Below are 24,051 nucleotides of genomic sequence, written 5' to 3' on the forward strand. Positions count from 1 at the left end.
TTCCCGGAGGTGCACAAGAAACAATCATTGCAGATAAAAACAGGGCCATAAACAATAAACGGAAAATACTTCTTATTTTTTTCATACCGGTTTTTTAGGCTTATAAAAAGAAAATCGTGCCATTTAGCTAAACCGGCAATAACAATGTCGAAATTTTTAGCAGGATAGGTTGGGTAGTAGAGGCGCTAATCTATTAATTCATCCTCTGCTATCGCAGCGTTTTCTTCCTTTTCGGCCGCAGCTTTAAAAGAAAAATTTCGTTGCGTGAAATAACTGAATAATACAACAATAAAAGTTGTGATAATTTTTGAAAAAGTAGGCCACCAGTGAAATCCTTCAACAAATAATTTCAGGAAAAAATAATTGAGCGCAATGCAGGCCACTACAATTAAAAAGTAGCGGAAAATTTGTACGCGTTTACGCGTTTTGGTTTGCTGCCATACCACATAACGGCTTAAATAAAAACCCACCGGAAAAGAAATACAAAATGAAATAATAAATGCAAAAATGTATGGGCTAATAGCAACACCGGCTATATAAACTATTTGTTTATTAAGAAAATAATTATAGGAAAGCATGAAAACCACTATGTCAAAAATCATATTGGCGCCGCCGCAGGCGGCATACCGGAAGGTTTGCAAAGGCATGAAACGCCTGAATAAAGGATAAAATGCATCCACCACCGCCAAAACCATTTTTCGTATGAATGCATGTAGTTTTTGCATCGGGCGAAGGTAACAGCAAAAAATGCACCTGTTTTTTTGTTTACAGATTTAAGGAAGATTTTACAAGTTGCCTATAGTATTTTTGCGCCTCACAATTTGTTATGAGTCTTATAAACATTATTAAACTTAGAACTAAAGAAGTAATTGAAACATTATATAATATTTCAATTGATGAATCTGCCATTACCGTAAACGTTACCAAACCTGAATTTGAAGGCGATTATACTATTGTATTATTTGCTTTATTAAAACCTTTAAAGAAATCGCCGGATGCTTTGGGCAACGAACTGGGAAAATACTTAGTTGATAATAACCCACACATTTTTCAATCTTATAATATTATAAAAGGCTTTTTAAACCTGGTTATTGCAGATAGCTACTGGATAAATTTTCTTTCAGATAATTACAACAATACTTCATTTGGCAAACAGCAGATCAGCCATAAAAAAATTATGGTTGAATATTCTTCACCCAATACCAACAAACCTTTGCACCTCGGTCATTTAAGAAATATCTTTTTAGGATGGAGCGCTGCAGAGCTTTCAAAATCTATTGGCAACAACGTAATAAAAACCTGTATTGTAAATGATCGCGGCATTCATATCTGCAAAAGCATGATTGCCTGGAAAATGTTTGCCAATGGCGCAACTCCGCAATCAACAGGCACAAAGGGTGACCATTTTGTGGGCGATTATTATGTAAAATTTAATGAAGCCTATAAAGGTGAAGTAAAAACACTGGAAGCAGAAGGTTTAAGCGCGGAAGAAGCAGAAAAAGAAGCGGCTATTATGAATGCGGCGCAACAAATGCTGGTTGACTGGGAAGCCGGAAAGCCCGATGTGATTGAATTGTGGAGCATGATGAACAGTTGGGTGTATGAAGGTTTTGACGAAACGTATAACCGGATCGGCGCTGATTTTGATAAAGTGTATTACGAAAGCCAGACCTATATTCTGGGTAAGAATTTAGTAGAAGCTGGCCTGGAAAAAGGCATTTTTTATAAAGAAGAAGATGGCAGTGTTTGGATTGATTTAACCAATGACGGGCTTGATAAAAAAATCGTTCGCCGTAAAGATGGCACTGCCGTTTATATAACGCAGGATATTGGCCTTGCTGTTGATAAATATGAAGAGTATAAAATTGATGAAAGCATTTACGTGGTGGGCGATGAACAGAATTATCATTTCAAAGTATTAAAACTTATTTGCGAAAAACTGGGTTTACCCTATGCAAAAGCCATCCATCATTTAAGCTACGGTATGGTTGAATTGCCTTCCGGAAAGATGAAAAGCCGTGAAGGTACTGTAGTGGATGCAGATGATATAGTGAATGAAATGATCAGCATTGCCAGGCAGAAAACAGAAGAGCTGGGCAAGGTAAAAGATTTTACAGAAGCTGAATTAACTGAGCTGTATGAAACAATCGGCCTTGGCGCTTTAAAGTTTTTTTTATTAAGGGTTGACCCGAAAAAGAAAATGGTTTTTAATCCTGAGGAAAGCATCGATTTTCACGGGTTTACCGGCCCATTTGTTCAATACACTTATGCGAGAATTAAAAGCGTATTGAGGAAAGTGCGTGGTGAGTGGTCAGTAGTGAGCGCAGAACATCAGCCCTTATTACCACTGGAAAAAGAAATTATAATTCTGCTGGAGCAGTTTCCTGCAACGGTTGAAGAAGCAGCAACGTTATATGATCCTTCCAAAATTGCGTTGTATGTTTTCAATCTTGCCAAAACATTTAATTCATTTTATACTGAACATTCCATTGCTAATGCAGAAAGCGAGGAGAAAAAAACATTACGTGTAAAGCTTGCACAGCTTACAGCGCAAACCTTGCAAACAGGTATGCATTTATTAGGTATTAAAATGCCGGAAAGAATGTAACGGCCGTTGCCGCGAACCAACTTATTGATACACTATTGGTCTGGTAAACAGTAGTTAAACTCCGGGATAGCAGGCTGTGCGGTCAGACGCATAAAGCGTCAGACCGATAGTATTCACACGCTGTTAAATATTTATTTCCAGTTCAACATCGCCATTTATAGCATGGCCAACGCATGTTAATACAAGGCCCTGCTGAATTTCATTTTCCGTAAGCACTTCATTATACGAATGCCAAACATCGCCCTTTATACATTTGGCAACACAACTGCCGCAGCGGCCCGTTTCGCAACTGTAAGGCAAAACAACATTGGCTTTCTTCGCTGCCGATAAAATAGAATCAGGATAATGAACGCCAAATTGAATATTATTATCACCCAGCTTTATATACACAGTATGAGAAGATTTATCGGGCGGAGAAACATCACGTTTAACCACATTGATCCCAAAGTCTTCACGTTTAATATTATTCTTCGGCACATCATGCTCCTGCAATGTATAAGTGCATAAACGCATATACGATTGCGGCCCGCAGATATAAAACAAGGTTTGCCCATAATCTCCAACAGACAATTCCCTTAAAAAACCTATGATTAAATTCCGGTGCAACCGGGCTTTGGCAAGCTGTAAAATATTGCTGAATAAAAACCTTATAGTAAACCTGTATTTAAATTTCTCTTCAAGTGTTTTCAACTCATTCAAAAAAACTGTTTTTTCTTCTGATGCATTGCTGTAAATCAAAACAACATTTGTATGCTGATGTACAAATAATAAAGTTTTTATAAGCGCATAAACAGGTGTAATGCCGCTGCCTGCAGCAAAAAAGAAGACCTGTTTAAAGGCATCAATATTATCCGGCAAAACAAACAGGCCACCGGCGCCAATAGTTATTACTTCATTGCCGGGAGCGGCATGATCTACAAGCAAACGCGAAAAATAACCGTTATCAATTCGCTTTACGCCTATTGATAATGGTTCATTTAAATCCGGCGAAGATGTAATGGAATAAGAGCGGCGTATTTCTTCATTATAACTGAAACGCACCAAAGTTATATACTGCCCTGCTTTATACTGAAGGTTGTGGTTTTCTTCAAAACTGATGATTTTAAAATTTGTTACAGCCTGTTCTACAGATTTTATAAATAATCTTTTATACAATGAATCATTCAGCATGGCCTTGCTTTAATAAGTACTACAAAAAAAATGGCAACTGTTGTTACGGCTGCCATTTGCATTTATCATTTTCGGTAAAGCCCGCCGGTTTGGCCTGCGGGGCCTGATATAATAATGTTATTTCGCCAGGCTTTGTATTACATCATATTTGGTGACGATGTGATAATCGCCTGTTTCATCTTTTGCCAAAACGGCGCCGTTGCCCTTGTTAATTAAACTGCCAAGCCGTTCAACCGGAGTATCAAAATCAACAACAGGATACGCTTTTTCCATAATGCTTTCAACAGTTGAATCTTTTAATTCAGGATGATCGAACACTTTTTGAAACAAACCCGTTTCGCTTACAGAACCAACGGGCCCGCTGCCGTTCATTACAGGAATGTTTTCAATATCAAATTTCTTCATCAGTTCAACTGCTTCTGCAACGGTCTGCGAAGGCTGAACAGTAACAAGTTGCTTACCTTCTCTTGCGCTTATAATATCTTTAAATGTTTTTACATCAAGAAAACCGCGCTCCATCATCCATTGATCATTATAAATTTTTGCAACATACCGGCTGCCATGGTCATGGAAGATACAAACCACCAGGTCGCCTTCTTTTAATCTATCTTTCAACTGCATCAGCCCCTGCACACAACTGCCTGCACTGTAACCAATAAAAATACCTTCTTCTTTTGCAATGCGGCGTGCCATAATAGCGCCATCTTTATCAGTTACCTGTTCAAAATGATCAATCACGCTCATATCATAATTTGCAGGTACAAAGTCTTCGCCAAAACCTTCACTTATGTAAGGGTGCACTTCATTCATGTCAACCTCACCCGTTTTAAAATATTTGGTGAGCAGTGAACCATACACATCAACGGCCCACACCTGTATATTGGGTTTTTTTTCTTTCAGGAATTGGGCAGTACCTGTAATGGTGCCGCCTGTACCCGCTGTGCAAACAAGGTGTGTGATTTTACCTTCGGTTTGTTCCCATATTTCAGGGCCGGTGGTTTCATAATGCGCCAGCCGGTTAGCAAGATTATCATATTGATTAAAGAAGTAAGAATTGGGAATTTCTTTGGCTAACCTTCTTGCAACAGAATAATAACTTTTCGGATCGTCAGGCTCAACATTCGTGGGGCAAACTATTACTTCTGCGCCTACTGCTTTAAGAATATCCATTTTTTCCTTACTCTGCTTATCTGTAGTGGTAAATATGCATTTATAACCTTTTACACAGGCTGCCAAAGCAAGGCCCATTCCTGTATTGCCGCTTGTACATTCTATAATAGTGCCGCCGGGTTTTAATTTACCTTCCTGTTCAGCCACTTCCAGCATCTTTAAAGCCATGCGGTCTTTAATGGAATTACCGGGATTGAAATAATCAACCTTGGCAAGCACCGTGCACGGAAAGTCCTTCGTTATTTTATTCAGCTTAATTAACGGTGTATTTCCAATAGTCTCCAGGATGTTGTTCTTCCACATAATGAATAAGAATTTATGTAAAGATAAGATTTGTGTTTGGGAAGGGTTGTTAAGAAAGAAGGTGCATATAAAAAGATACATATAAAAAATAGTGCGGCATTGCTGCCGCACTATCATGTAATTCACAGGCAAATTATTTAACCGGCGTTACTATTGATCCCACCAAAGATGATCTGAGAGCTGAACGGTTGGTATATTACTGCCATTTGTTGAAATTTCTGTAGAAGGATAATTCATGCGTCTTATAAATGTATTTAAAGCAGCCCCCACAGGTAAACTGAAATCTTTATAATCATAATCTGTGCGGCGCATATCATCCCAGGTTACCGGGCTCAGGAAGAGCGCTGCATATTTTTCTTTAAATATGAGCTTTAAGGTAATACCGGCTTCACCTACGGCAACTATGGGATTGGTTATGTAAGAAGTTATATCGCCGCCGCTTACACCTATCTTATTCATGTTTGCCGTTATGCCTGCAAGGTAAGCTGCGTATGCGCCGGCTTTATCACCCTTTCTGAATTTAGCTTCAGCCTCTATAAATTTACATTCAGCAAAGGTTATAATTTCCAATGGCGATTGATCGCTTGAATACCATTTGCCTACTGTAAGATAACATTCATTATGCACGGTATTATTGCCAATTGCACCAGCACCATTAACTGTTCCCCTGTAATCGCCGTAACGGGTGGTATCTGTAATAAGCGGAAGCCGCGGATCGAATAATCCATAAGTAGTGCCGTTCATTGCATTTACAAAATTGGCAGACAGCCATCCGTCCAGCAATAAACTCGCATTATTATGTGCTTCCTGCGCCCAAGGATTAAAGCCGTCAAAGGCTGTTATTTGTGCATCATCTTCATTACTCGTATAGGCCTGTGCCAATTCAGCCAGAACAGCATCTGCATTGTAAGATGAAGTTTTAGAAACCTGGTTCAGCATACGGGCCTTTAGTGCATGTGCGGTTTTTATCCATGCAGCCACGTCACCGGCATGAATGAAATCACTGCTGGCATCTAATTCACCATCAGCATCAGGTTGGTTCAAAGCAGCCATGCCATCATTGAGTAATTTAAGACAAGTATCATATAAAGCTTTCTGATCATCATAAACAGGATGAATGTTATCAACCCCTATAAAAGCTTCCGAATACGGAATATTTCCCCACACATTGGAAGCCATATTGATATGTAAAGCCATTAATACATCAGAAACACCTATGTAAGCATTTAAACCATTTTCGCGCCCCTGCATCTTCATATCATACAAATCGGTCATTATATTATAATAATTGTTCCATGCACTGCTGGCATCTACATCTTCATAAGTATCGGTAGAAGCCCCTGCACTGGGTGAAGCGAGGTATTGTGTATAGTAAGATGTCCAGTCTGCTATTCTGAACACATTTATGGCTGCAGTATTCGTAACATTTGCCAATAAGCCGGCAATTGGCGGCTGCAGCGCTGCATTTGGGTTTTGATTGATGTCGAGGTATTTTTTACAACTGCCCAACAAAAGAACCATACAACCAAAAACCATTAATCTTTTATATATTTTAAGTTTGCTCATTTCTTTGTTTTTTTTAAAATAAATAATGCTTAACAATCAGAACCCTACGTTTAGAGAAAATATATAGCTCCGCAAGGCAGGATAACTGAAACCTGAGCTTACATTGAGGTTGCTTCCCGGTGCGGCATCACTGCGTGTTTCGGGATCATATCCTTTATATTTTGTAATAAGAATAAGGTTTGTGCCTGTAAATGAAAGCGAAACATTATTTATAAATGAATTCTTGATTAAGTTTTCAGGCAAAGAATAAGACAGGGTTGCTGTACGTAGCCTAACCCATGATGCATCTTCCACGAAATTTTCTGAAACGCCACGATAAATATTCCTGTAATATCCTGCCCCATAATCAACATTGTCCGGCCCTACGCCCTGGCCAAGCCAAACAGGTTTAGTGTTTTGCTTGCCATCTGCGGTTACGCCATCAAACACAATTGTTTCATTACGGTTAAGGGTAACTGTAGATTCGCCAAAGGCAGCAAGAAAGTTGGTAAACTGGTCGTATTTATGCACCCCCAACTGTGCATCCCACATAAAATACAAACTCCAGTTTTTATAGGTCAACGTATTGCTAACGCCGGTTAACCATTTTGGGTAAGAGTTACCCAATATTTTTTGATTGGTGCCGTCTGCATAAACAGGAAAACCGTTGTCACCAATAAGCACGGGCAAATCTTTATTCGCATGAACGGCATCGTCTGCAATTGCCGGGTCATCGCCATAGCGCATAACGGGTGTTCCCCATATATTTCCAACAGGCTCGCCCGGAACATAATAACTGCTTATTGTTGACCTGCCATAACCAAATACACTGCCTATATAAATACTCCTTAAGCCTTCATAAAGTGATAATACTTTATTACGGTTGGCTGAAAAGTTGGCTGAGATATCCCAATTGAAATTCTTTGATTTTACAGGATTTCCCGTTACAGTAACTTCAATACCCTTGTTTTCAATTTCACCTGCGTTTAAGGTGATGGAACCAAATCCTGTAGTGGTAGTGGTAGTTACATCTATGATCTGGTCTTTACTGTTAGATTTATACAGGGTTAAATTAAGGCCAAGCCGGCTTTTGAAAAAACTCAAATCTGTGCCTATTTCAAACGTGGTGGTTTTTTCCGGCTTAAGATCTACAGAACCGGCATTTGAATTACGTGTCCAGCGAATAATATCTACACCATTGTTGGAAATTGGAGAACCGGAAGGCGCATAGGTAATACTGGTTCTGTAGGGCGGCGCATCCTTTCCAATACCTGCAAGTGAAGCCCTGAACTTGCCATACGTGAACCATGATGGCATTGTTAAGTGCTGTGAGAAAATATAACTCAGGCTTGCAGAAGGATAAAAGAAAGAACGGTTATCCATTTCCAATGATGAAGTCCAGTCGTTTCTGCCTGTTAATGTCAGGTAGAGATAATTATTATAACCCAAAGTAAGATCGCCGTATAAACCAATGATGCGGTATTTTGTTCTCGTTTGGTCAATTTGTGTATGTTTTGCATTCGCTAAAGAAAACCAGTTATACACATCAAGCCCGCTACCTTCGGCTGATATACGTTTTATGTTCCTGTCTAATATATCATTGCCCACGCGGAATGTAGTTTGAAATTTATTGGCCCAGGTATGATCAAACGTTAGCAGCAGGTTCGAATTGATTTGCCGGTAGTTTAACTGGTAGTCATGAACAAAACCAGTTCCGTATTTACCATCATAATCCTGGTTGTCGGCGGCAATAAACTCACCGGGAAAACCAACCGCGCCGGGTGCGGTTGCCGTTCTCGCATCACCATATTGGTCAACTCCCACCAGGTAGGTTGCGGTAAGCCACTTTACAGGTGAGTAAGCAAAATTTACACTGCTGATAATATGATTTACCTGCGAGCCGAATTTGTTGGTGGCAGTTTGATAAATGGGATTATCATTGCCGTAGCTTTTCATGGTTCCCTGCGGTGTAAGATAGTCGCGTACATCCCATCTTGGCGTCCAGTAAACCAGGTCTTCATTATACCTGTTGGCATCATAAAAATTACCGTTTGTATTGGTATAATAAATCGACGTTCCCATTTTAAATTTCTCGCTGAATTTAAGCTGGCCATTCAACCTGCCATTAACCGCCTGGTAAAAAGTATTGGGAATAACGCCTTCCTGCTTTAAATAAGAAAAAGAGGAAGAATAGGTAATTTTTTCGCTGCCGCCGGAAAAGTTTACGCCTGATCTGAATTGATGCCCGGTATTGTAAGCATGCTTCCAGTTATTGAACAGCTTATCAGGATGGGAAGGATCAATTTTTTTGGCTTCTTCAACGGTTGGCCCCCATGCCGGCCAGAAATCGGTTGAATCATACACGCCCATCCATCCCTGTGAATATTTTAACTGGATATCCGGTATTTTATTTACGTTGTCAATATTATAAGATGCATTAAAACTCACGCGCATTTTACCGGCCTGGCCGGACTTTGTTGTAACAACTATAACACCATTTGCCCCGCGCAAACCATATAAAGCCGTTGCTGCACCACCTCTCAGCACATTTATACTTTCAACATCATCCGGGTTTAAATCAGACAGCCGGTTAGGCATACTGGCGCCTCTGTCGCCGGTGGTGCCGGTTGTAAAGGTGCTGTTATCCACCGGCAGGCCATCAATCACAAACAAAGGCTGGTTATCATTTGAAGGGCTGATAGAATTTACGCCACGAATTAAAATACTGGCGCCCTGGCCCGGCCCGCCACCGGAGCTTTGTATGGTTACGCCTGCCACTTTTCCTTGCAGCGCATTAATTAAGTTCGGTTGTTTTGCCTGTGCAATTTGAGTTGCATCAACCTGTTGCGAGGCATAGCCTAAAGTCTTCACTTCCCTCTTAATACCCAGTGCCGTAACCACCACATCGGTTAGGGCATTGCCGGATGGCTCAAGCGCTACATCCAAAATTGCAGAGCTGCCAACACCAGATTCCCTGGTATCATACCCCACATAAGAAAATACGAGCGTTGCATTGCCTTTGGACAATGTAATGGAATACCTGCCGGTATTATCGGTGAGCACTGAATTCCTGGTACCCTTTTCCTGCACAGCTACCTTTTCAAGCGGTTGCTTTGTGTCAGAAGCAGTTACCGTACCGGTTATTGTTTGCCCCGGTTGTGCATTTAAACCATAAAATAACAGCAAAAAAAATCCTGTAATGATCGTGGATCTAAGCATGGAATTTGGTTTTTAAATAAATTATGTAAATAAAGCAGATACGAGACTCTTGTTTACTGTAAGCCGGTCACTTCCCTGTGCGCCAAAATAACATTTCTATGACAAAAACTTAACAATTAAAGCTGCTTTTTTACTTTTCTTTTTTATAAGCGGTTATAGTGCTTTGAATATATCAGCATCATTAAACAGCATAAAAATTATATATTACACCGATAGCTTTTACCTTCGCAGCTTTCTGTTATTGTTTGATTTGAGAAGCTATGCAAAGAATTTATTTTGACAACGCTGCAACTACCCCCCTTGATGCGGAAGTACTTGATGCCATGATGCCCTATTTAACCACGCATTTCGGCAATCCTTCTTCTATTTACAGTTATGGCAGGGAAACAAGGCTGGCTGTGGAAAATGCACGCAAAACAGTTGCAAAAATATTAGGCGCTAACCCCGGTGAAATATTTTTTACAAGCGGCGGCACAGAAAGCACGAACACGGCTTTGTGCGCTGCCATAATCGATTTGGGTTGTGAAAGAATTATAACATCCCCATTGGAGCATCACGCCACATTACACACGGTAGAGCATTTGCATAAACAAAAAGGCATCGACCTGCAATTTGTAAAAGTTTCACCTGACGGTCATATTGATTTGAATGACCTGGAAAAATTACTCTCGGCATCCAACAAAAAAACACTGGTTACTTTAATGCATGCCAACAATGAAATTGGCAACATTACCGATATACATGCAGTGGGTGAGCTATGCAAAAAATACAATGCGGTTTTTCACAGCGATACCGTGCAAACCGTTGGTCACTTTCCCTTCAATCTGCATGCAACGCCGGTTGATTTTATAAACGGCGCTGCGCATAAATTTCATGGCCCAAAAGGTATTGGTATTATTTATATAAGTGAGAAAAATAAGATAAGCCCTTTTATACAAGGCGGTAGCCAGGAAAGGAATATGCGGGCCGGCACTGAAAATATTTATGGCATTGTGGGCTTTGCAAAAGCCCTGGAATTGGCCACAAAGAATTATGAAGCTGACAAAGCCTATATCTGCGGTTTAAAAAACTATATGCTGCAGCAATTGCAAAACAATATTGAAGGCGCAAGTTTTAACGGCGATTATGCCGGCAACAGTTTATATACCGTATTAAGCGCCAATTTTCCCAAAAATGAAAAGAGCGAATTAATATTATTTAATCTTGATATAAATAATATATGCGCCAGCGGCGGCAGCGCCTGCACCAGTGGCGCTAACGTAAGCAGCCACGTAATAAGCGCCATTAACCCAAATGCTGATATAGATTTTGTAACGGTTCGTTTTTCTTTCAGCAGGCATAATACAAAAGAAGAAATAGATACTGTTGTACAAAAACTGAAAGAAATTATATAAGCCGCATGAGCAATACCATTCATTATAATAATTGCCCGGCCTGTTCAGGTACGAATATTGAATTCGTGCTGAAAGCAAAAGATGAAACTGTAAGCCACGAATATTTTGAAGTATGGCAATGTAATAATTGCACGCTTCGCTTTACACAGGATGTACCTGATGAAGAAAGCATTGGTCCTTATTACCAGTCATCAGAATATATTTCCCATTCCAATACGTCAAAAGGCATGGTGAATAAACTGTATCATACAGTTCGTTCCGTCACATTACAAACAAAAAGAAAGCTGGTTGAAAAATACAGCGGCATAAAAGCCGGCAACCTCCTCGATATTGGCGCCGGCACGGGTGCCTTTGCAGCTGCCATGAAAAATGCGGGCTGGTATGTAACAGGTCTTGAACCCGATGAAACGGCAAGATTGAATGCAAAAAAAGATTTTGGTATTGAATTACAACCGGCAGAAAATTTATTTAATCTTGCGCCCGACAGTTTTGATGCTATTACCTTATGGCATGTGCTGGAACACGTACACCGCCTGCATGAATATCTCGATACATTTCACGCCTTATTAAAACCCGGTGGCCTATTAATGATCGCCGTTCCCAATTATACCAGTTTTGATGCTGAAACCTATAACGGAAACTGGGCAGCTTATGATGTGCCGCGGCATCTCTACCACTTCTCTCCTGCAAGCATGCAACAACTTTTACAGGCACATAAATTTACACCTGCGAACAACAAGCCCATGTGGTTCGACAGTTTTTATGTGAGCCTTTTAAGTGAAAAATATGTTTCAGGCAAAAGCAATTTTGTAAAAGCCTTTTTTAACGGCCTTCGCTCAAATATAAAAGCTTTGCAGAACGCTTCTCAATGCAGCTCGGTAATTTATATTGCAAAAAAATAATTTTGGCATTGTATCTGCCTGAATGTCTGAGGATTTTCTCCAATAATTTTGTTGAAGTATTTTGAGCAATTATTAAAAACGATAATTGCGCTGCAGGCTTAAGAATTTATTGCTGTAATTATTCAGGATAATAAAACAATACCGGTTGAACGCAAAAAAAATTGGCAAGGCGGTTTTAAAAGTTGCTGCATGGATAATTGGCATCATTATTTTTTTAATCGTGCTTGTTTATATATTGATACAGGTACCCGCCGTTCAAAACTTCGCAAAGAATAAAGCCGTTGCCTACCTCGAAGGAAAAATTAAAACCAAGGTTGAAATAGGAAAATTTGGGCTCGATTTTCCCAAAAGAATTGTTTTAGAAAAAATTTATTTTGAAGACCAGCGAAAAGACACGCTTTTATATGGTGGTAAAATAAGAGTTGACATTTCCTTATTCAGCCTGCTGCGCAACGAAGTAAACCTTCAATACCTTGAGTTGAATGGTATTAAGGCAAACATTTACCGCAATTATCCCGACACCAGTTTCAATTTCGATTATATTGTAAAAGCCTTTGCAAGTGAAGAGAAAAAAACGCCGGCCCCTGAAGACTCTTCCGCCGCCATGAAATTCAAGATTGGCAAAATTGTTTTAAAGAATATTACGGCAAAGTTTAAAGATGATGAAAGCGGCAACAACGTTTATTTTTATCTCGGTGATTTTAAAACAAGCATTGATACTTTCGATCCGGATAAACTCATTTATAAAATAAAAGATATCAACATTGCAGATATCAATGCAAAAGTTTACCAGTATAAACCTTTAATTAAAAATAAAGACAGCACCAGCCCTGTACCGCCACCGTCTGCATCATCATCGCAAATGCCCACGCTTGAATTGAGTGGCTTAAACCTGCAGCGCATTTATTTTAATTACAGGAACGATGTTTCGGCATTACTGGCATTCTTAAAGATTGGGGAGTTAAGTACACACCCTGAAAATATCAATCTGCAAAACCTCCATATAAGCCTGAAGGATTTCACATTTAATAATTCGGTAATTAAAGTTGGCCTTGGTAAATCGCAGGAAGCTAAAGCAACAAAAGATGTGGTTGCCGCTAAAACCGACAGCCAGTTAAATAATCCCTGGAAATTTTATTTAACCAAAGCTGATTTTAAAAATAATGAACTCATTTATGACGACAACAGTGCAAAGCCTTTGACCGAAGGTTTTGACGCCAGTCATTTACACATAAAAGATTTTATTTTAAAAGGTGATAGTTTAAGTTTTACGCCGGCGATATTTAAAGGCAATATTGACCAGCTTGCACTGAACGAAAAAAGCGGGCTTGCCTTACAAAAATTTCATACACGATTTTATTACAGCGATACAACCGCATCACTTACCGATTTATTGCTGCAAACTGACGGCACAACAATTCAAAATAAACTCATTGTAAAATATCCTTCAACAGAAGCCATATCCAAAAACATTGGCGCTTTATATATTGATGCGAACCTGCCCAATTCAAAAATCGCTGTAAAAGATTTCCTGGCATTCATGCCTTCGTATAAAAGAACGATGGGCAATTATAAATTATCTTCCATAAAACTGAATGCGGCGGTTAAAGGTTTTATACGCGATCTTTCCATACCAACATTTGAATTGAGCGGGTATGGTGATACGTATGTAAAACTATCAGGACGTTTACAGGGTTTGCCCGATACCAAACGGGCTTATTATAATGTAAAAATTAACCAGTTTACTTCAACCAAAAGAGATATACTCAGCTTGTTGCCGCCCAAAACTTTACCGGATAATATTAACCTTCCTGACCATTTTGCCTTAACCGGGTTTTTTAAAGGCAGCACCAGTGCCTTCAATACACAACTGGCATTAAAAACCAACAAAGGCAATATAAATGTTGACGGCAGCATGAAGCCCGGCGATGTGTATGCGGTGAATGCAAAACTCCAGGATGTTGATGCAGGGTATTTAATGAAGCAACCGGATAATCTTGGCAAAATTACCGCTAATCTAACGGCAAGCGGCAAAGGCATTGACATAAAGAAAGCCAATGCAAAATATAATCTTGATGTGGCCAGCGCCGAAGTAAAAGGCTATACTTACCAGGGATTAAATGTAAACGGTGAAATTAATGACGGCGTTAACACCACAAAAGCTTCTATTAAAGATTCTTCCATTGCCTTAAACCTTGATCTTACGGCCAAGCTGAATACGCCCTCAACCTATCCACCGCTGAAATTAGATTTATTAATAGATACATTGAATGCAAGAGCATTAAACTTGATGAGTGATACATTAAGTTTAAGCGGGCATATAACGGCAGATCTTCCTTCCACCAATCCTGATGACCTGGTTGGAACAGTTAACATCAATAATCTTTCCTTAACAAGGGCCGGCCAGAAATTAAATACAGATAGCATTTCTCTTGTTGCAGGCGGCGACTCCACTAATAAAAGCATTGTAATTAAAGCGGGCAATGATATGGATGCTGCACTCGTTGGCCAGTATAAATTAACGGAAATAGCACAGGCATTGCAGCAGGTCATCAATCAATACTATAAACTACCGGGCTACGAACAGAAAAATATTACGGCGCAAAACTGGACGTTTGACGCCACGGTTCGCCCGCAAGGTTTGGTGTTACAATTAATGCCGGATTTAAAGGGAAGCGATTCCATTGCTGTAAATGCACACCTGAATTCAGCGCAAAATGATTTGGGGTTAACTGCAAAAAGCCAGCGCATAATTTTCGGCACCAATCAAATTGACAGCTTAAACGTAAATGCGCAATCAGCAGCAGATGCTTTTAATGCAAACCTTTCTGTGGATGGGATTAAAGCCGGTTCAACGCAGTTATATAAAACCGCCCTAAGTGCAAAGGTTGCCAATAACCAGCTGGATGTGGATGTTAATTCCAATGACTCCAAAAATAAAACACAGTATGCGCTGGGTGCTTTATTAAACCAGGTTGACAGCGGTTTCAGGGTGAGCTTAAAACCAGATCTTATTTTAGATGGCGACAGGTGGAATGTTGGCGCCAACAATTCCATTCAATACGATTCATCAGGGATCGTTATCAATAATTTTTCCATCAGCCAGGGTAACCAGTCTTTATCATTAAACAGCACTGCACCATCGCCGGCAGCGCCCATAAAAATTGACCTGAAAAATTTTGAAATAGCTACCATCACTAAAATTGCCCACCAGGATTCTTTGCTAGCCTCAGGCACTATTAACGGCACGGCGGAAATCACCAATCCCACAAAGGATATGGTTTTTACTTCAGACTTAACTATAAATAACCTTGCCTACAAAACAGATACAATCGGCAACCTGGCCATAAAAGTTGATAATAAAACAGCCAATGCATATAACGCAAATGTTGCCATTACCGGTAAGGGCAACGATGTTCGTTTAACCGGTTTATATTATACCGGTGAAGGCAGGATGGACTTGAACCTGGCCATGAATAATTTAAACCTGGCTATGATAAAAGGCTTCGCAGCAGGCCAGTTGGATGATATAAGAGGTTCTTTAAAAGGTAAGGTTGCTATTAAAGGCACAACTTCGGCACCAAATATAGACGGCAGGTTAAATTTTGCGAATGCTTCATTCGTTCCCACTATTTCAGGAGAAAGGTTTACTATTCCCAAAGATGTTATCCGCGTCAATTCACGCGGTATTCATTTTAATAATTTTGACCTCGTTGATTCTTCCGGCAATAAAGCCACCATTGATGGCGATATTCTTACTAAAGATTATAAAAGCTTCACCTTTAATCTCACTTTAAACGCTGATGATTTTACAGTAGTAGATGCTCCACAGGCCACCGACCGCATTCTATATGGCAAACTGAATATTGATGCCGCCGCAGATATAAAAGGAGATTTAACTGCGCCAACTGTAAACGGCGACTTGAGAGTGAATAAGGTTACTGATTTTGTTTTTGTGCTGCCGCAATCAGACCCGGAAGTACAATCAAGAGAAGGCGTGGTTGTTTTTATAGATAAGGATAACCCGGCAGATACGGCAGAAGTGGTGATTGACTCTGCAGCCATCGCCAAACTCACAGGCATATCGGTTGATGCTAATATTGAAATAGACAGCTCCGCAAAATTTACCGTGGTAATTGATGAAAGAAATGGCGATGCATTAACGCTGAAAGGAAGGGCCAATTTAAATGGCGGTGTTGACAGGAGTGGCAAAACCACTTTAACCGGCGCTTACGAACTGGAAAGCGGCTCCTATAATTTATCACTAAGCATTTTAAAAAGACAGTTTCTTATTCAAAAAGGAAGCACTATTACCTGGACGGGCGACCCCACGGCAGCTAATATTGATGTAACGGCTGTATATGATATCAACACACCTTCTATCGATTTAATGCAATCTTCTGTTTCCGGTAATTCTACTGCTGAGATGACAAGGTATAAAGAGAAATTGCCCTTCCAGGTTTTATTGCACATGACGGGCGAATTATTAAAGCCCGTGATAACTTTCGATATAGTATTGCCTGAAAGAACTGCCGCGCAATGGAGCGATGTTTCAGATAAACTGCAGCAGGTGCGCAATGATGAAGGCGAATTAAATAAACAGGTATTTGCACTTTTATTACTGGGCAGGTTTATACAGGAAAATCCATTTGTAAGCTCTGCCGGCGGCACCGGTGTTGAAGGGGAACTAAGGGCAAGCGCCAGCCGCATTTTAACCGAACAATTAAATAATCTTGCAGGCAGTTTGATAAAAGGCGTTGACGTGAACTTTGGCGTGGAATCAGGCGCTGATTATTCAAGCGGCACTGCGCAAAATAAAACAGACCTTAATATAACGGTATCAAAAAAATTATTGAATGACAGGCTGCGTGTAAATGTGGGTAGTAATTTCCAATTGGAAGGCCCGAGCAACCCTAATCAGAATACAGTAAACCCGGCTGGCGATGTTTCGGTTGATTACCAGCTTACGAAAGATGGCCGTTATATGATACGTGTTTACCGGTTAAACCAATACGAAAACCAGATAGACGGACAGGTAGTTGAGACCGGTATGAGCTTTATTCTTACATATGACTATAATAAATTCAGTGAAATATTTACAGGCAGAAAAGAAGCAAAACTGATAAGGAAGAAAAACAAAAGAATTACGAAGCAGCAAAGGGAAAAAAGAAGGCAGCAGGAAATAAAACAGGCGTCTCAATATCAAAATCCAACCAATACACCTTAACTGTTTTTATAACAGGAGCACTAATGAATTTGAAAAAAATACATAGCATCCATTTTAAACACCTCGCAGTTTTTGCCGGCCTGGTTTTATTGCTTGCTTCCTGCAGCAATACCAAAAACCTTGGCCCCGGCCAAAACCTTTTTGTGGGTTCAAAAGAAAAGATAAAATCAACAGATAAAATTCCTTCCAAAAAAAGAAAAGAGCTGGAGAGCGAAATGAGTTCGCTGGTGCGCCCCGAACCTAACTCTACCATTTTAGGCGCACGGTTTAAGCTTACGGTTTTCAACATGTTTAAAGAACCGAAAAAACCAAAGGGGCTCATATATTGGTTGAAATATAAAGTTGGCGAACCGCCGGTATTGGCTTCCAATTCAGCGCTTGAAAAAAACCGGCTGGTATTGCAAAGCCATTTGGAAAACGAAGGCTTCTTCAGGGATTCTGTTGTTATGGATACATCTGTAAAAAATAAAAAATTATCTGTGACGTATACGGCATTAGTTGATACGCAATACATCATCAATAACGTCTCCTACCCTAACGATTCAAGTGTTCTTGCCAAAAATATTCAGCGGTATGCGGTGGGTAAAAAATATGTGTTGTTAAAGCCAAACAATCCTTACAGCCTTGATGTGATAAAAGATGAACGCACACGCATTGACGCCCGTTTAAAAGATAAAGGCTTTTATTATTTCAACCCTGATTATTTATTGGCCAAAGCCGATTCAACAATCGGCAATCATAAAGTGGATATTGATTTAAGGATAAAGCCGGAGACACCTTCAAACGCCAGGCTTCCATACTATATTAATAATGTTTATGTTTTTGCAGATTATGATATAAACTCAGATACGACGCGGCGAAAAGCAAAATTGTTTGAAGGTTACCGTATTGTTGATCCCAATCACAAATACAATCCTAAAATATTCAGCAGAACGCTTGTGTTTAAACCCGGTGAATTGTATAACCGCACCGATCATAATTTAAGCCTGAACCGCCTTATAACATTGGGCATATACAAGTTTGTAAAAGTGCGTTTTGAACCGGCAAGAGACAGTGTTCAAAAATTAAATGCTTTTTATTATTTAACACCCACCAATGTAAAGTCTATACGCTTTGAAGTATCAGGGCTTACAAAATCGAATAATGCAACAGGCGGCGAATTTTCAACCAACTGGCGGCACCGTAATTTATTTAAGGGCGCGGAGCTGTTCACTATTGCAGCCAATTTTGGTTTTCAAACACAAATATCTTCAGGATATAATGTAAACACATTAAGCTATGGCCTTGAAGCTAATCTATTCGTGCCGCGGATTATAGCGCCGTTCAGGCTCAATACCAGCAGCGCTTATGTTCCGCAAACAAAGTTTGGGGCCAGCTATAAATTTTACAACCGCACTACACAATATACACTCCGGTCAATAGGCGGAACGTATGGTTATGTTTGGAAGGATAATATTAAAAACGAGCACGAGTTTACGCTAATTAATATAAACGCAGTTAAGCCTGCAAACTTTACGGATAGTTTTAAAGCGCTTATTGATACAAACCTTACTGTACGCCGCAGCGTGGAGAAGCAGTTTATTATAGGCAGCATTTATAATTACAATTATAATTCACAGGCGCAGGCCAATACAAAAAAGAATAATTTTTATTTTAATGGCAATGTTGATGCTTCGGGCAATTTGCTGGGTTTAATAACCGGCGCTAATGTATTGAAAGGCGAAAAAAAGAAAATCCTTGGGCAGGAGTTTACACAGTATATAAAATTAGAAGGCGATTTCCGGCATTACCTGAAGTTAGGCAAGTATAATTCCTTTAATACAAGATTTGATGCAGGCATTGCCGCAGCTTATGGCAATGACACACTTGTGCCTTTTATAAAAGAATTTTTTGCCGGCGGGGTAAGCGATTTAAGAGGTTTCAGGGCAAGAACATTAGTGGGCGGGTATTATGCCGGCAATCCAAGAGAAAAGTTAGTTTGGGATCAGCCGGGCGATGTAAAACTTTTATTAAGCGCCGAATACCGCGCCAAGCTGTTTTCTATTTTAAGATATGCATTGTTTGCGGATGCGGGTAACGTATGGACGTTAAAGTATGATAGTGAAAGGCCGGGCTCTAAATTTTCCTCCAAAGATTTTATGAGTCAGATAGCCGTTGATGCAGGTATAGGTTTACGTGCAGATGTAAGCATTCTTATCCTTAGGCTCGATGTGGCTTTTCCTTTGCATTTGCCTTACAATTTACCAAATGGCGAAAAATATAAGATTGATTTTGGCGACAGCGAATGGCGTAAAAACAACATTGTTTGGAACCTTGCTATCGGCTATCCGTTCTAAATACAAATCATTCATCAATGCATAAAAGCATTCAGTACAAATACACCGCCAAGCCCCACAACTGATACTATCGTTTCCATTACACTCCATGTTTTAAAAGTGTCTTTCAGGCTTAGATTAAAATATTCTTTAAACAACCAAAAGCCGCCATCGTTCACATGGCCGAAGATTAAACTGCCTGCGCCTGTTGCCAATACCATCAGGTTAGGATCAACACCACTTGTTGCAATTATGGGAGCAATTATGCCGGCCGTGGTTAAACCTGCAATGGTGGCTGAGCCTAATGCAATACGTATGACGGCGCTTATCGTCCAGGCGGCGAGCAAAGGATGCACATGAAAATTATCCAGCATGCCTGCTATCTGCGTATTGATGCCTGTTTCTGTAAGGATTTCTTTCATAGCGCCTGCGCCGGCCAATATGAGCAATATAACGGCAATATCTTTTATGGAATCTGTAAGATGCCCCATAAGCAACGCTATCGGTTTCTTTCTCTTTATACCCAGGCTGTATAAAGCATATATAACAGAAATAATCATAGCAACCGGCGGGTCGCCGATATCAATAAGAATTTTTGTAACGATATTTTGCTGCTGGATAAACTGCTGGCAAATGGTGGCAACAGCAATTAATAATACGGGAAGAAATGTGGTAAATAAACTATTGAAAAAAGAGGGCAGTTCACTTTCCGGCAGGTCCTTAGACACAAATGTATCCGGAGGCTTATTCATGTATTTTTTTAAGCGCGTTGCAAACAACGGCCCCGCAATTATTACGGCAGGAACGGCAATTAAAACACCATACAACATGGTTAACCCTATATCTGCACCAAACTGCTTCACCAGCGCCGTTGGCGCAGGATGCGGCGGTAAATAACCATGTGTTATTGATAAAGCGGCCACCACCGGCAGCCCGATATATACCACAGGAATATTATACCGTTTTGAAACGGTAATAATAAGCGGCACCATCAATACAAAACTCACATCAAAGAATAATGGAATGCCGATGATAAAAGCGGTGAGCACCATAGCCCACATCAAATATTTTCTGCCAAAGGCATCTACAAGGCCGGTTGTAATTTTTTGGGCAGCACCGCTTTCGGCAATCAGTTTTCCAAGCATGGCGCCCATGCAAAGTATAATGCTTAGCGAACCAAGAATATCGCCAATGCCTTTTTCCATGGCAGGCACTATTTCGTGCACCTGCATTCCATTGGCCAGGCCCATCAATATAGAAACAATAAGAAAAGCGAGAAATGCATTAAGTTTTGCTGATGTAATAAGAACGATCAATAAAACAATGCCAGCAAGCAATATGATAAACGACATAGTTTATTTCAATAAGCGATTAAAGATAAGGCTTGCAACATTTAATCAAAGTTTTGTTTAAATAAACCAGGAATTAAATTCACATCCTGTACAAAAAATTTCAGGCAACTTCTTATATATTTAGTTTTTAAAATTTTAACCGGTTTGAAAAAAGTTTTAATAATTGATGATGACCTGCGCAACACATTTGCGCTTTCTGCCGTGCTTAAAGCAAAGGGCTATGCCGTTGCAGTAGCAAATAATATGATAGAAGCTTTTGCCATACTTGAAAAACAGGTAAATGAAATTGGCATCATTCTTTTGGATATGATGATGCCGGGCATGGATGGTTATGATGCCATACCTGTATTGAAATCAACAGAAGCTTACAAAAATATTCCTGTTGTTGCAGTTACAGCACAGGCTATGGCGGGCGACCGTGAAAAATGCCTGAATGCAGGCGCCAGTGATTATATACCGAAACCTGTGGATGTGGACTGGCTGATAAACATTTTAAACGAAAGCCTTAAATAATTAATGTGGAAGCAATAATGGTTAAAGATGAAGAGGTTGAATTACTGATAAACGAACTTGCACGGCGTTATGGGTACGATTTCACCAATTATGCAAGAGCTTCCCTGCGCAGGCGCATTAACCGGCTTATTACCATTGACCGCATTCCAAGCTTTGCAGAATTAATTTACCGTGTAAAAAATGATGCGGATTATCTTACACATCTTGTTGAAGAGATTACGGTAAATGTTACAGAAATGTTTCGCGATCCCCATGTATTTAAATTAATCCGCGAAAAAGTTTTACCGGTGCTGGCCACGCATCCTTTTATAAGAATATGGCACACGGGCTGCGCCACCGGCGAAGAAGTATATTCAATGGCCATTTTGCTTGAAGAAGCCAACCTGCTGCGCAAGTCGTTAATTTATGCAACAGATTTAAATCCATCGGTGATTGAAAATATACAAAGAGGAATTTTTCCTTTAAACCGCATGCAGCAGTACTCTGAAAATTATGTGCTGTCCGGCGGCAAAAAAGATTTTTCTTCTTTTTATACGGCACAATATGGCTTCGCGAAATTTAACCAGAAGCTTAAAGATAAAATGATAACCGCTACACACAATCTTGTTTCAGACAGGTCGTTTAATGAGTTCCAGGTAATATTCTGCCGCAACGTGCTTATTTATTTTGATAAAGTTTTGCAGGATAAAGTTTTAAAACTTTTTGATGACAGTCTTGAAAAGCTTGGCTTTCTTATTCTCGGCTCAAAAGAAAGTTTGCGCTTTTCGCCAATAGCTAAAAAATTTGTGCAGGTGGAGAAAGAAAAGATATGGCGCAAGATAGAGTAACAAAATATAAATTAATTGCAGTTGGTGGTTCAGCAGGCAGCCTTGAAGTTATCTTAAAGATAGTGGGCGTTTTGCCTTTGAATGAAAACGTAGCTTTATTGATAATTGTTCATCGCAAAAACGACGGCGAATCCATACTGGCAAGTCTTATTTCAAGCAGGACAAAATTTGTTGTTAAGGAGATAGAAGATAAGGAGAATATTTTACCGGGTTATGTTTATATAGCGCCGGCAGACTATCATGTGTTGTTTGAAAACGAAAAAATGTTCTCGCTCGATTCTTCTGAAAAAGTTAATCACAGCCGCCCGAGCATTGATGTGAGCTTTGAATCGCTTGCTGAAGTTTTTGGCGAAAGTGCAATTGCCATTTTATTGTCCGGCGCCAATGCAGACGGCGCAAATGGCATCAGTAAAATAAAACAGGCCGGCGGTTTCACTATCGTGCAGGATCCTGAATCGGCAGAGGTAGATTTCATGCCGCAGCAGGCGTTGGGGCAAATGAAACCTGATAAAATTTTAAACAGCGCAGAGATTGCAGCGTTCCTGGAACAAATGTTTCAATAAAAGAATATTGTATTAACGACAATTCAAACAATTTCAATAACAGAATATTTATGAACATAGGTTTTATCGGCTTGGGCCATCTCGGCACGCCTATAGCAGAAAATCTGCTTGAACATTATACAGGCATCATGGTATATAACCGCACCATTTCAAAAGCAAAATTGCTGGAAGAAAAAGGCGCCGTTGTTTGCGAAAGCGTTAAGCAGTTGGCCTCTGCATGCGACATTGTATTTACCATTGTTTCAAACGATGATGCATTGAAACAAATAACAGATTGGGAAGATGGTATTGCCGCCAATTTAAAACCCGGCGGTATTCATATTTCCATGAGCACCGTTTTGCCGGCAACCAGCGATGAATTGTTTAAGCTTCATCAGCAGTATGAAAATCATTATATCGCATGCCCTGTTTCAGGCAGGCCGGATGCCGCAAGGAATAAGCAATTAAATTTTATGATTTCCGGGGACAGTGAAATTATTGATACAATAAAGCCATTGTTGAATAATGCAGGTGCTGCTGCTATATGGGAATATGGCACGGCGCCGGGCGCTTCCAATGTGGCAAAGCTTTGTACAAATTATATGATCCTGGGCGCCATTCAATCTATGAGCGAAGGCATTAACCTGGCAAGAAAAAGCGGTATTGACGAGACAGCCTGGATGAAGATGATGACCACAACGCTTTTTAATTGCGGCATCTATATAAACTACGGTGATATTATATTAAAAGATAAGTTCCATCCTGTTGCTTTCACCCTTGAACTGGGTTTAAAAGATGCAACGCTTATTAATCAACAGGCAGAAACCGTTGGTGCATCTATGCCTTTGGCAGCATTGGCTAAGAAAGAATTTGAGGAATTATTAAAAGATGGGTTCGGCGATTTCGACTGGAGCGCATTGGCTTTAAGTGTAAAATAATATTGTCAATAAAAAAGTAAATCATA

Annotated in this window: 15 protein-coding genes; 9 read left to right on the forward strand and 6 right to left on the reverse strand. The window is 40.0% G+C overall.

Annotated elements, in window-relative coordinates; genetic code table 11:
- Positions 1–185: 185 nt before the first annotated feature.
- Complete coding sequence (locus ACTHN6_RS06625; RefSeq protein WP_440434945.1) at positions 186–725, reverse strand: GtrA family protein; 540 nt, start codon at positions 723–725, stop codon at positions 186–188.
- Between the two features lie 101 nt (positions 726–826).
- Here ACTHN6_RS06625 and argS point away from each other — a divergent pair, with 101 nt between their 5' ends.
- Entirely contained in the window at positions 827–2,608 is a 1,782-nt protein-coding gene (gene argS, locus ACTHN6_RS06630; protein WP_440434946.1) for an arginine--tRNA ligase, read from the forward strand.
- Positions 2,609–2,731: 123 nt separating this feature from the next.
- Here the strand turns inward: argS and ACTHN6_RS06635 are convergent, their stop codons facing one another.
- The 4 genes from ACTHN6_RS06635 to ACTHN6_RS06650 all read right to left on the reverse strand — a co-directional run bounded on the left by ACTHN6_RS06635 (position 2,732) and on the right by ACTHN6_RS06650 (position 10,015).
- Positions 2,732–3,778 carry a flavin reductase family protein gene (locus ACTHN6_RS06635; RefSeq protein WP_440434947.1) on the reverse strand — a complete coding sequence of 349 codons (1,047 nt, stop codon included), beginning with the start codon at positions 3,776–3,778 and terminating at the stop codon, positions 2,732–2,734.
- Positions 3,779–3,895: 117 nt separating this feature from the next.
- Positions 3,896–5,251: a pyridoxal-phosphate dependent enzyme gene (locus ACTHN6_RS06640; RefSeq protein ID WP_440434948.1), complete on the reverse strand. Its 1,356-nt coding sequence runs from the start codon at positions 5,249–5,251 to the stop codon at positions 3,896–3,898.
- Between the two features lie 150 nt (positions 5,252–5,401).
- Positions 5,402–6,817 (reverse strand): SusD/RagB family nutrient-binding outer membrane lipoprotein, encoded by a 1,416-nt coding sequence (locus tag ACTHN6_RS06645; RefSeq protein WP_440434949.1) that lies wholly within the window; start codon positions 6,815–6,817, stop codon positions 5,402–5,404.
- Between the two features lie 36 nt (positions 6,818–6,853).
- Positions 6,854–10,015 (reverse strand): SusC/RagA family TonB-linked outer membrane protein, encoded by a 3,162-nt coding sequence (locus tag ACTHN6_RS06650; RefSeq protein WP_440434950.1) that lies wholly within the window; start codon positions 10,013–10,015, stop codon positions 6,854–6,856.
- Between the two features lie 260 nt (positions 10,016–10,275).
- Between ACTHN6_RS06650 and ACTHN6_RS06655 the strand changes: the two genes are divergently transcribed.
- The 4 genes from ACTHN6_RS06655 to tamL all read left to right on the forward strand — a co-directional run bounded on the left by ACTHN6_RS06655 (position 10,276) and on the right by tamL (position 19,874).
- Positions 10,276–11,409, forward strand: coding sequence for a cysteine desulfurase family protein (locus tag ACTHN6_RS06655; RefSeq protein WP_440434951.1), 1,134 nt, complete (start codon positions 10,276–10,278; stop codon positions 11,407–11,409).
- A 5-nt stretch (positions 11,410–11,414) separates the two neighbouring features.
- A complete protein-coding gene (locus ACTHN6_RS06660) occupies positions 11,415–12,311 on the forward strand; it encodes a class I SAM-dependent methyltransferase (protein WP_440434952.1) in 897 nt (298 codons plus the stop codon).
- 145 nt (positions 12,312–12,456) lie between these two features.
- Positions 12,457–17,538 (forward strand): translocation/assembly module TamB domain-containing protein, encoded by a 5,082-nt coding sequence (locus ACTHN6_RS06665; protein WP_440434954.1) that lies wholly within the window; start codon positions 12,457–12,459, stop codon positions 17,536–17,538.
- A 23-nt stretch (positions 17,539–17,561) separates the two neighbouring features.
- Entirely contained in the window at positions 17,562–19,874 is a 2,313-nt protein-coding gene (gene tamL / locus ACTHN6_RS06670) for a translocation and assembly module lipoprotein TamL (protein WP_440434955.1), read from the forward strand.
- 14 nt (positions 19,875–19,888) lie between these two features.
- Here tamL and ACTHN6_RS06675 read toward each other — a convergent pair whose 3' ends face one another.
- Positions 19,889–21,205 carry a gluconate:H+ symporter gene (locus tag ACTHN6_RS06675; protein ID WP_440434956.1) on the reverse strand — a complete coding sequence of 439 codons (1,317 nt, stop codon included), beginning with the start codon at positions 21,203–21,205 and terminating at the stop codon, positions 19,889–19,891.
- A 144-nt stretch (positions 21,206–21,349) separates the two neighbouring features.
- Here ACTHN6_RS06675 and ACTHN6_RS06680 point away from each other — a divergent pair, with 144 nt between their 5' ends.
- The 4 genes from ACTHN6_RS06680 to ACTHN6_RS06695 are packed head-to-tail and all read left to right on the forward strand — an operon-like array spanning position 21,350 to position 24,025.
- Positions 21,350–21,718 (forward strand): response regulator, encoded by a 369-nt coding sequence (locus tag ACTHN6_RS06680; RefSeq protein ID WP_440434957.1) that lies wholly within the window; start codon positions 21,350–21,352, stop codon positions 21,716–21,718.
- Between the two features lie 5 nt (positions 21,719–21,723).
- Positions 21,724–22,545, forward strand: coding sequence for a CheR family methyltransferase (locus tag ACTHN6_RS06685; protein WP_440434958.1), 822 nt, complete (start codon positions 21,724–21,726; stop codon positions 22,543–22,545).
- Positions 22,527–23,108: a chemotaxis protein CheB gene (locus ACTHN6_RS06690; RefSeq protein ID WP_440434959.1), complete on the forward strand. Its 582-nt coding sequence runs from the start codon at positions 22,527–22,529 to the stop codon at positions 23,106–23,108. The genes ACTHN6_RS06685 and ACTHN6_RS06690 overlap by 19 nt, the downstream gene beginning before the upstream one ends.
- 50 nt (positions 23,109–23,158) lie before the next feature.
- Positions 23,159–24,025, forward strand: coding sequence for an NAD(P)-dependent oxidoreductase (locus ACTHN6_RS06695; protein WP_440434960.1), 867 nt, complete (start codon positions 23,159–23,161; stop codon positions 24,023–24,025).
- The last annotated feature ends 26 nt before the right edge of the window (positions 24,026–24,051 follow it).

The sequence above is a fragment of the Parafilimonas sp. genome (genome assembly GCF_051953455.1).
GTDB lineage: Bacteria > Bacteroidota > Bacteroidia > Chitinophagales > Chitinophagaceae > Parafilimonas.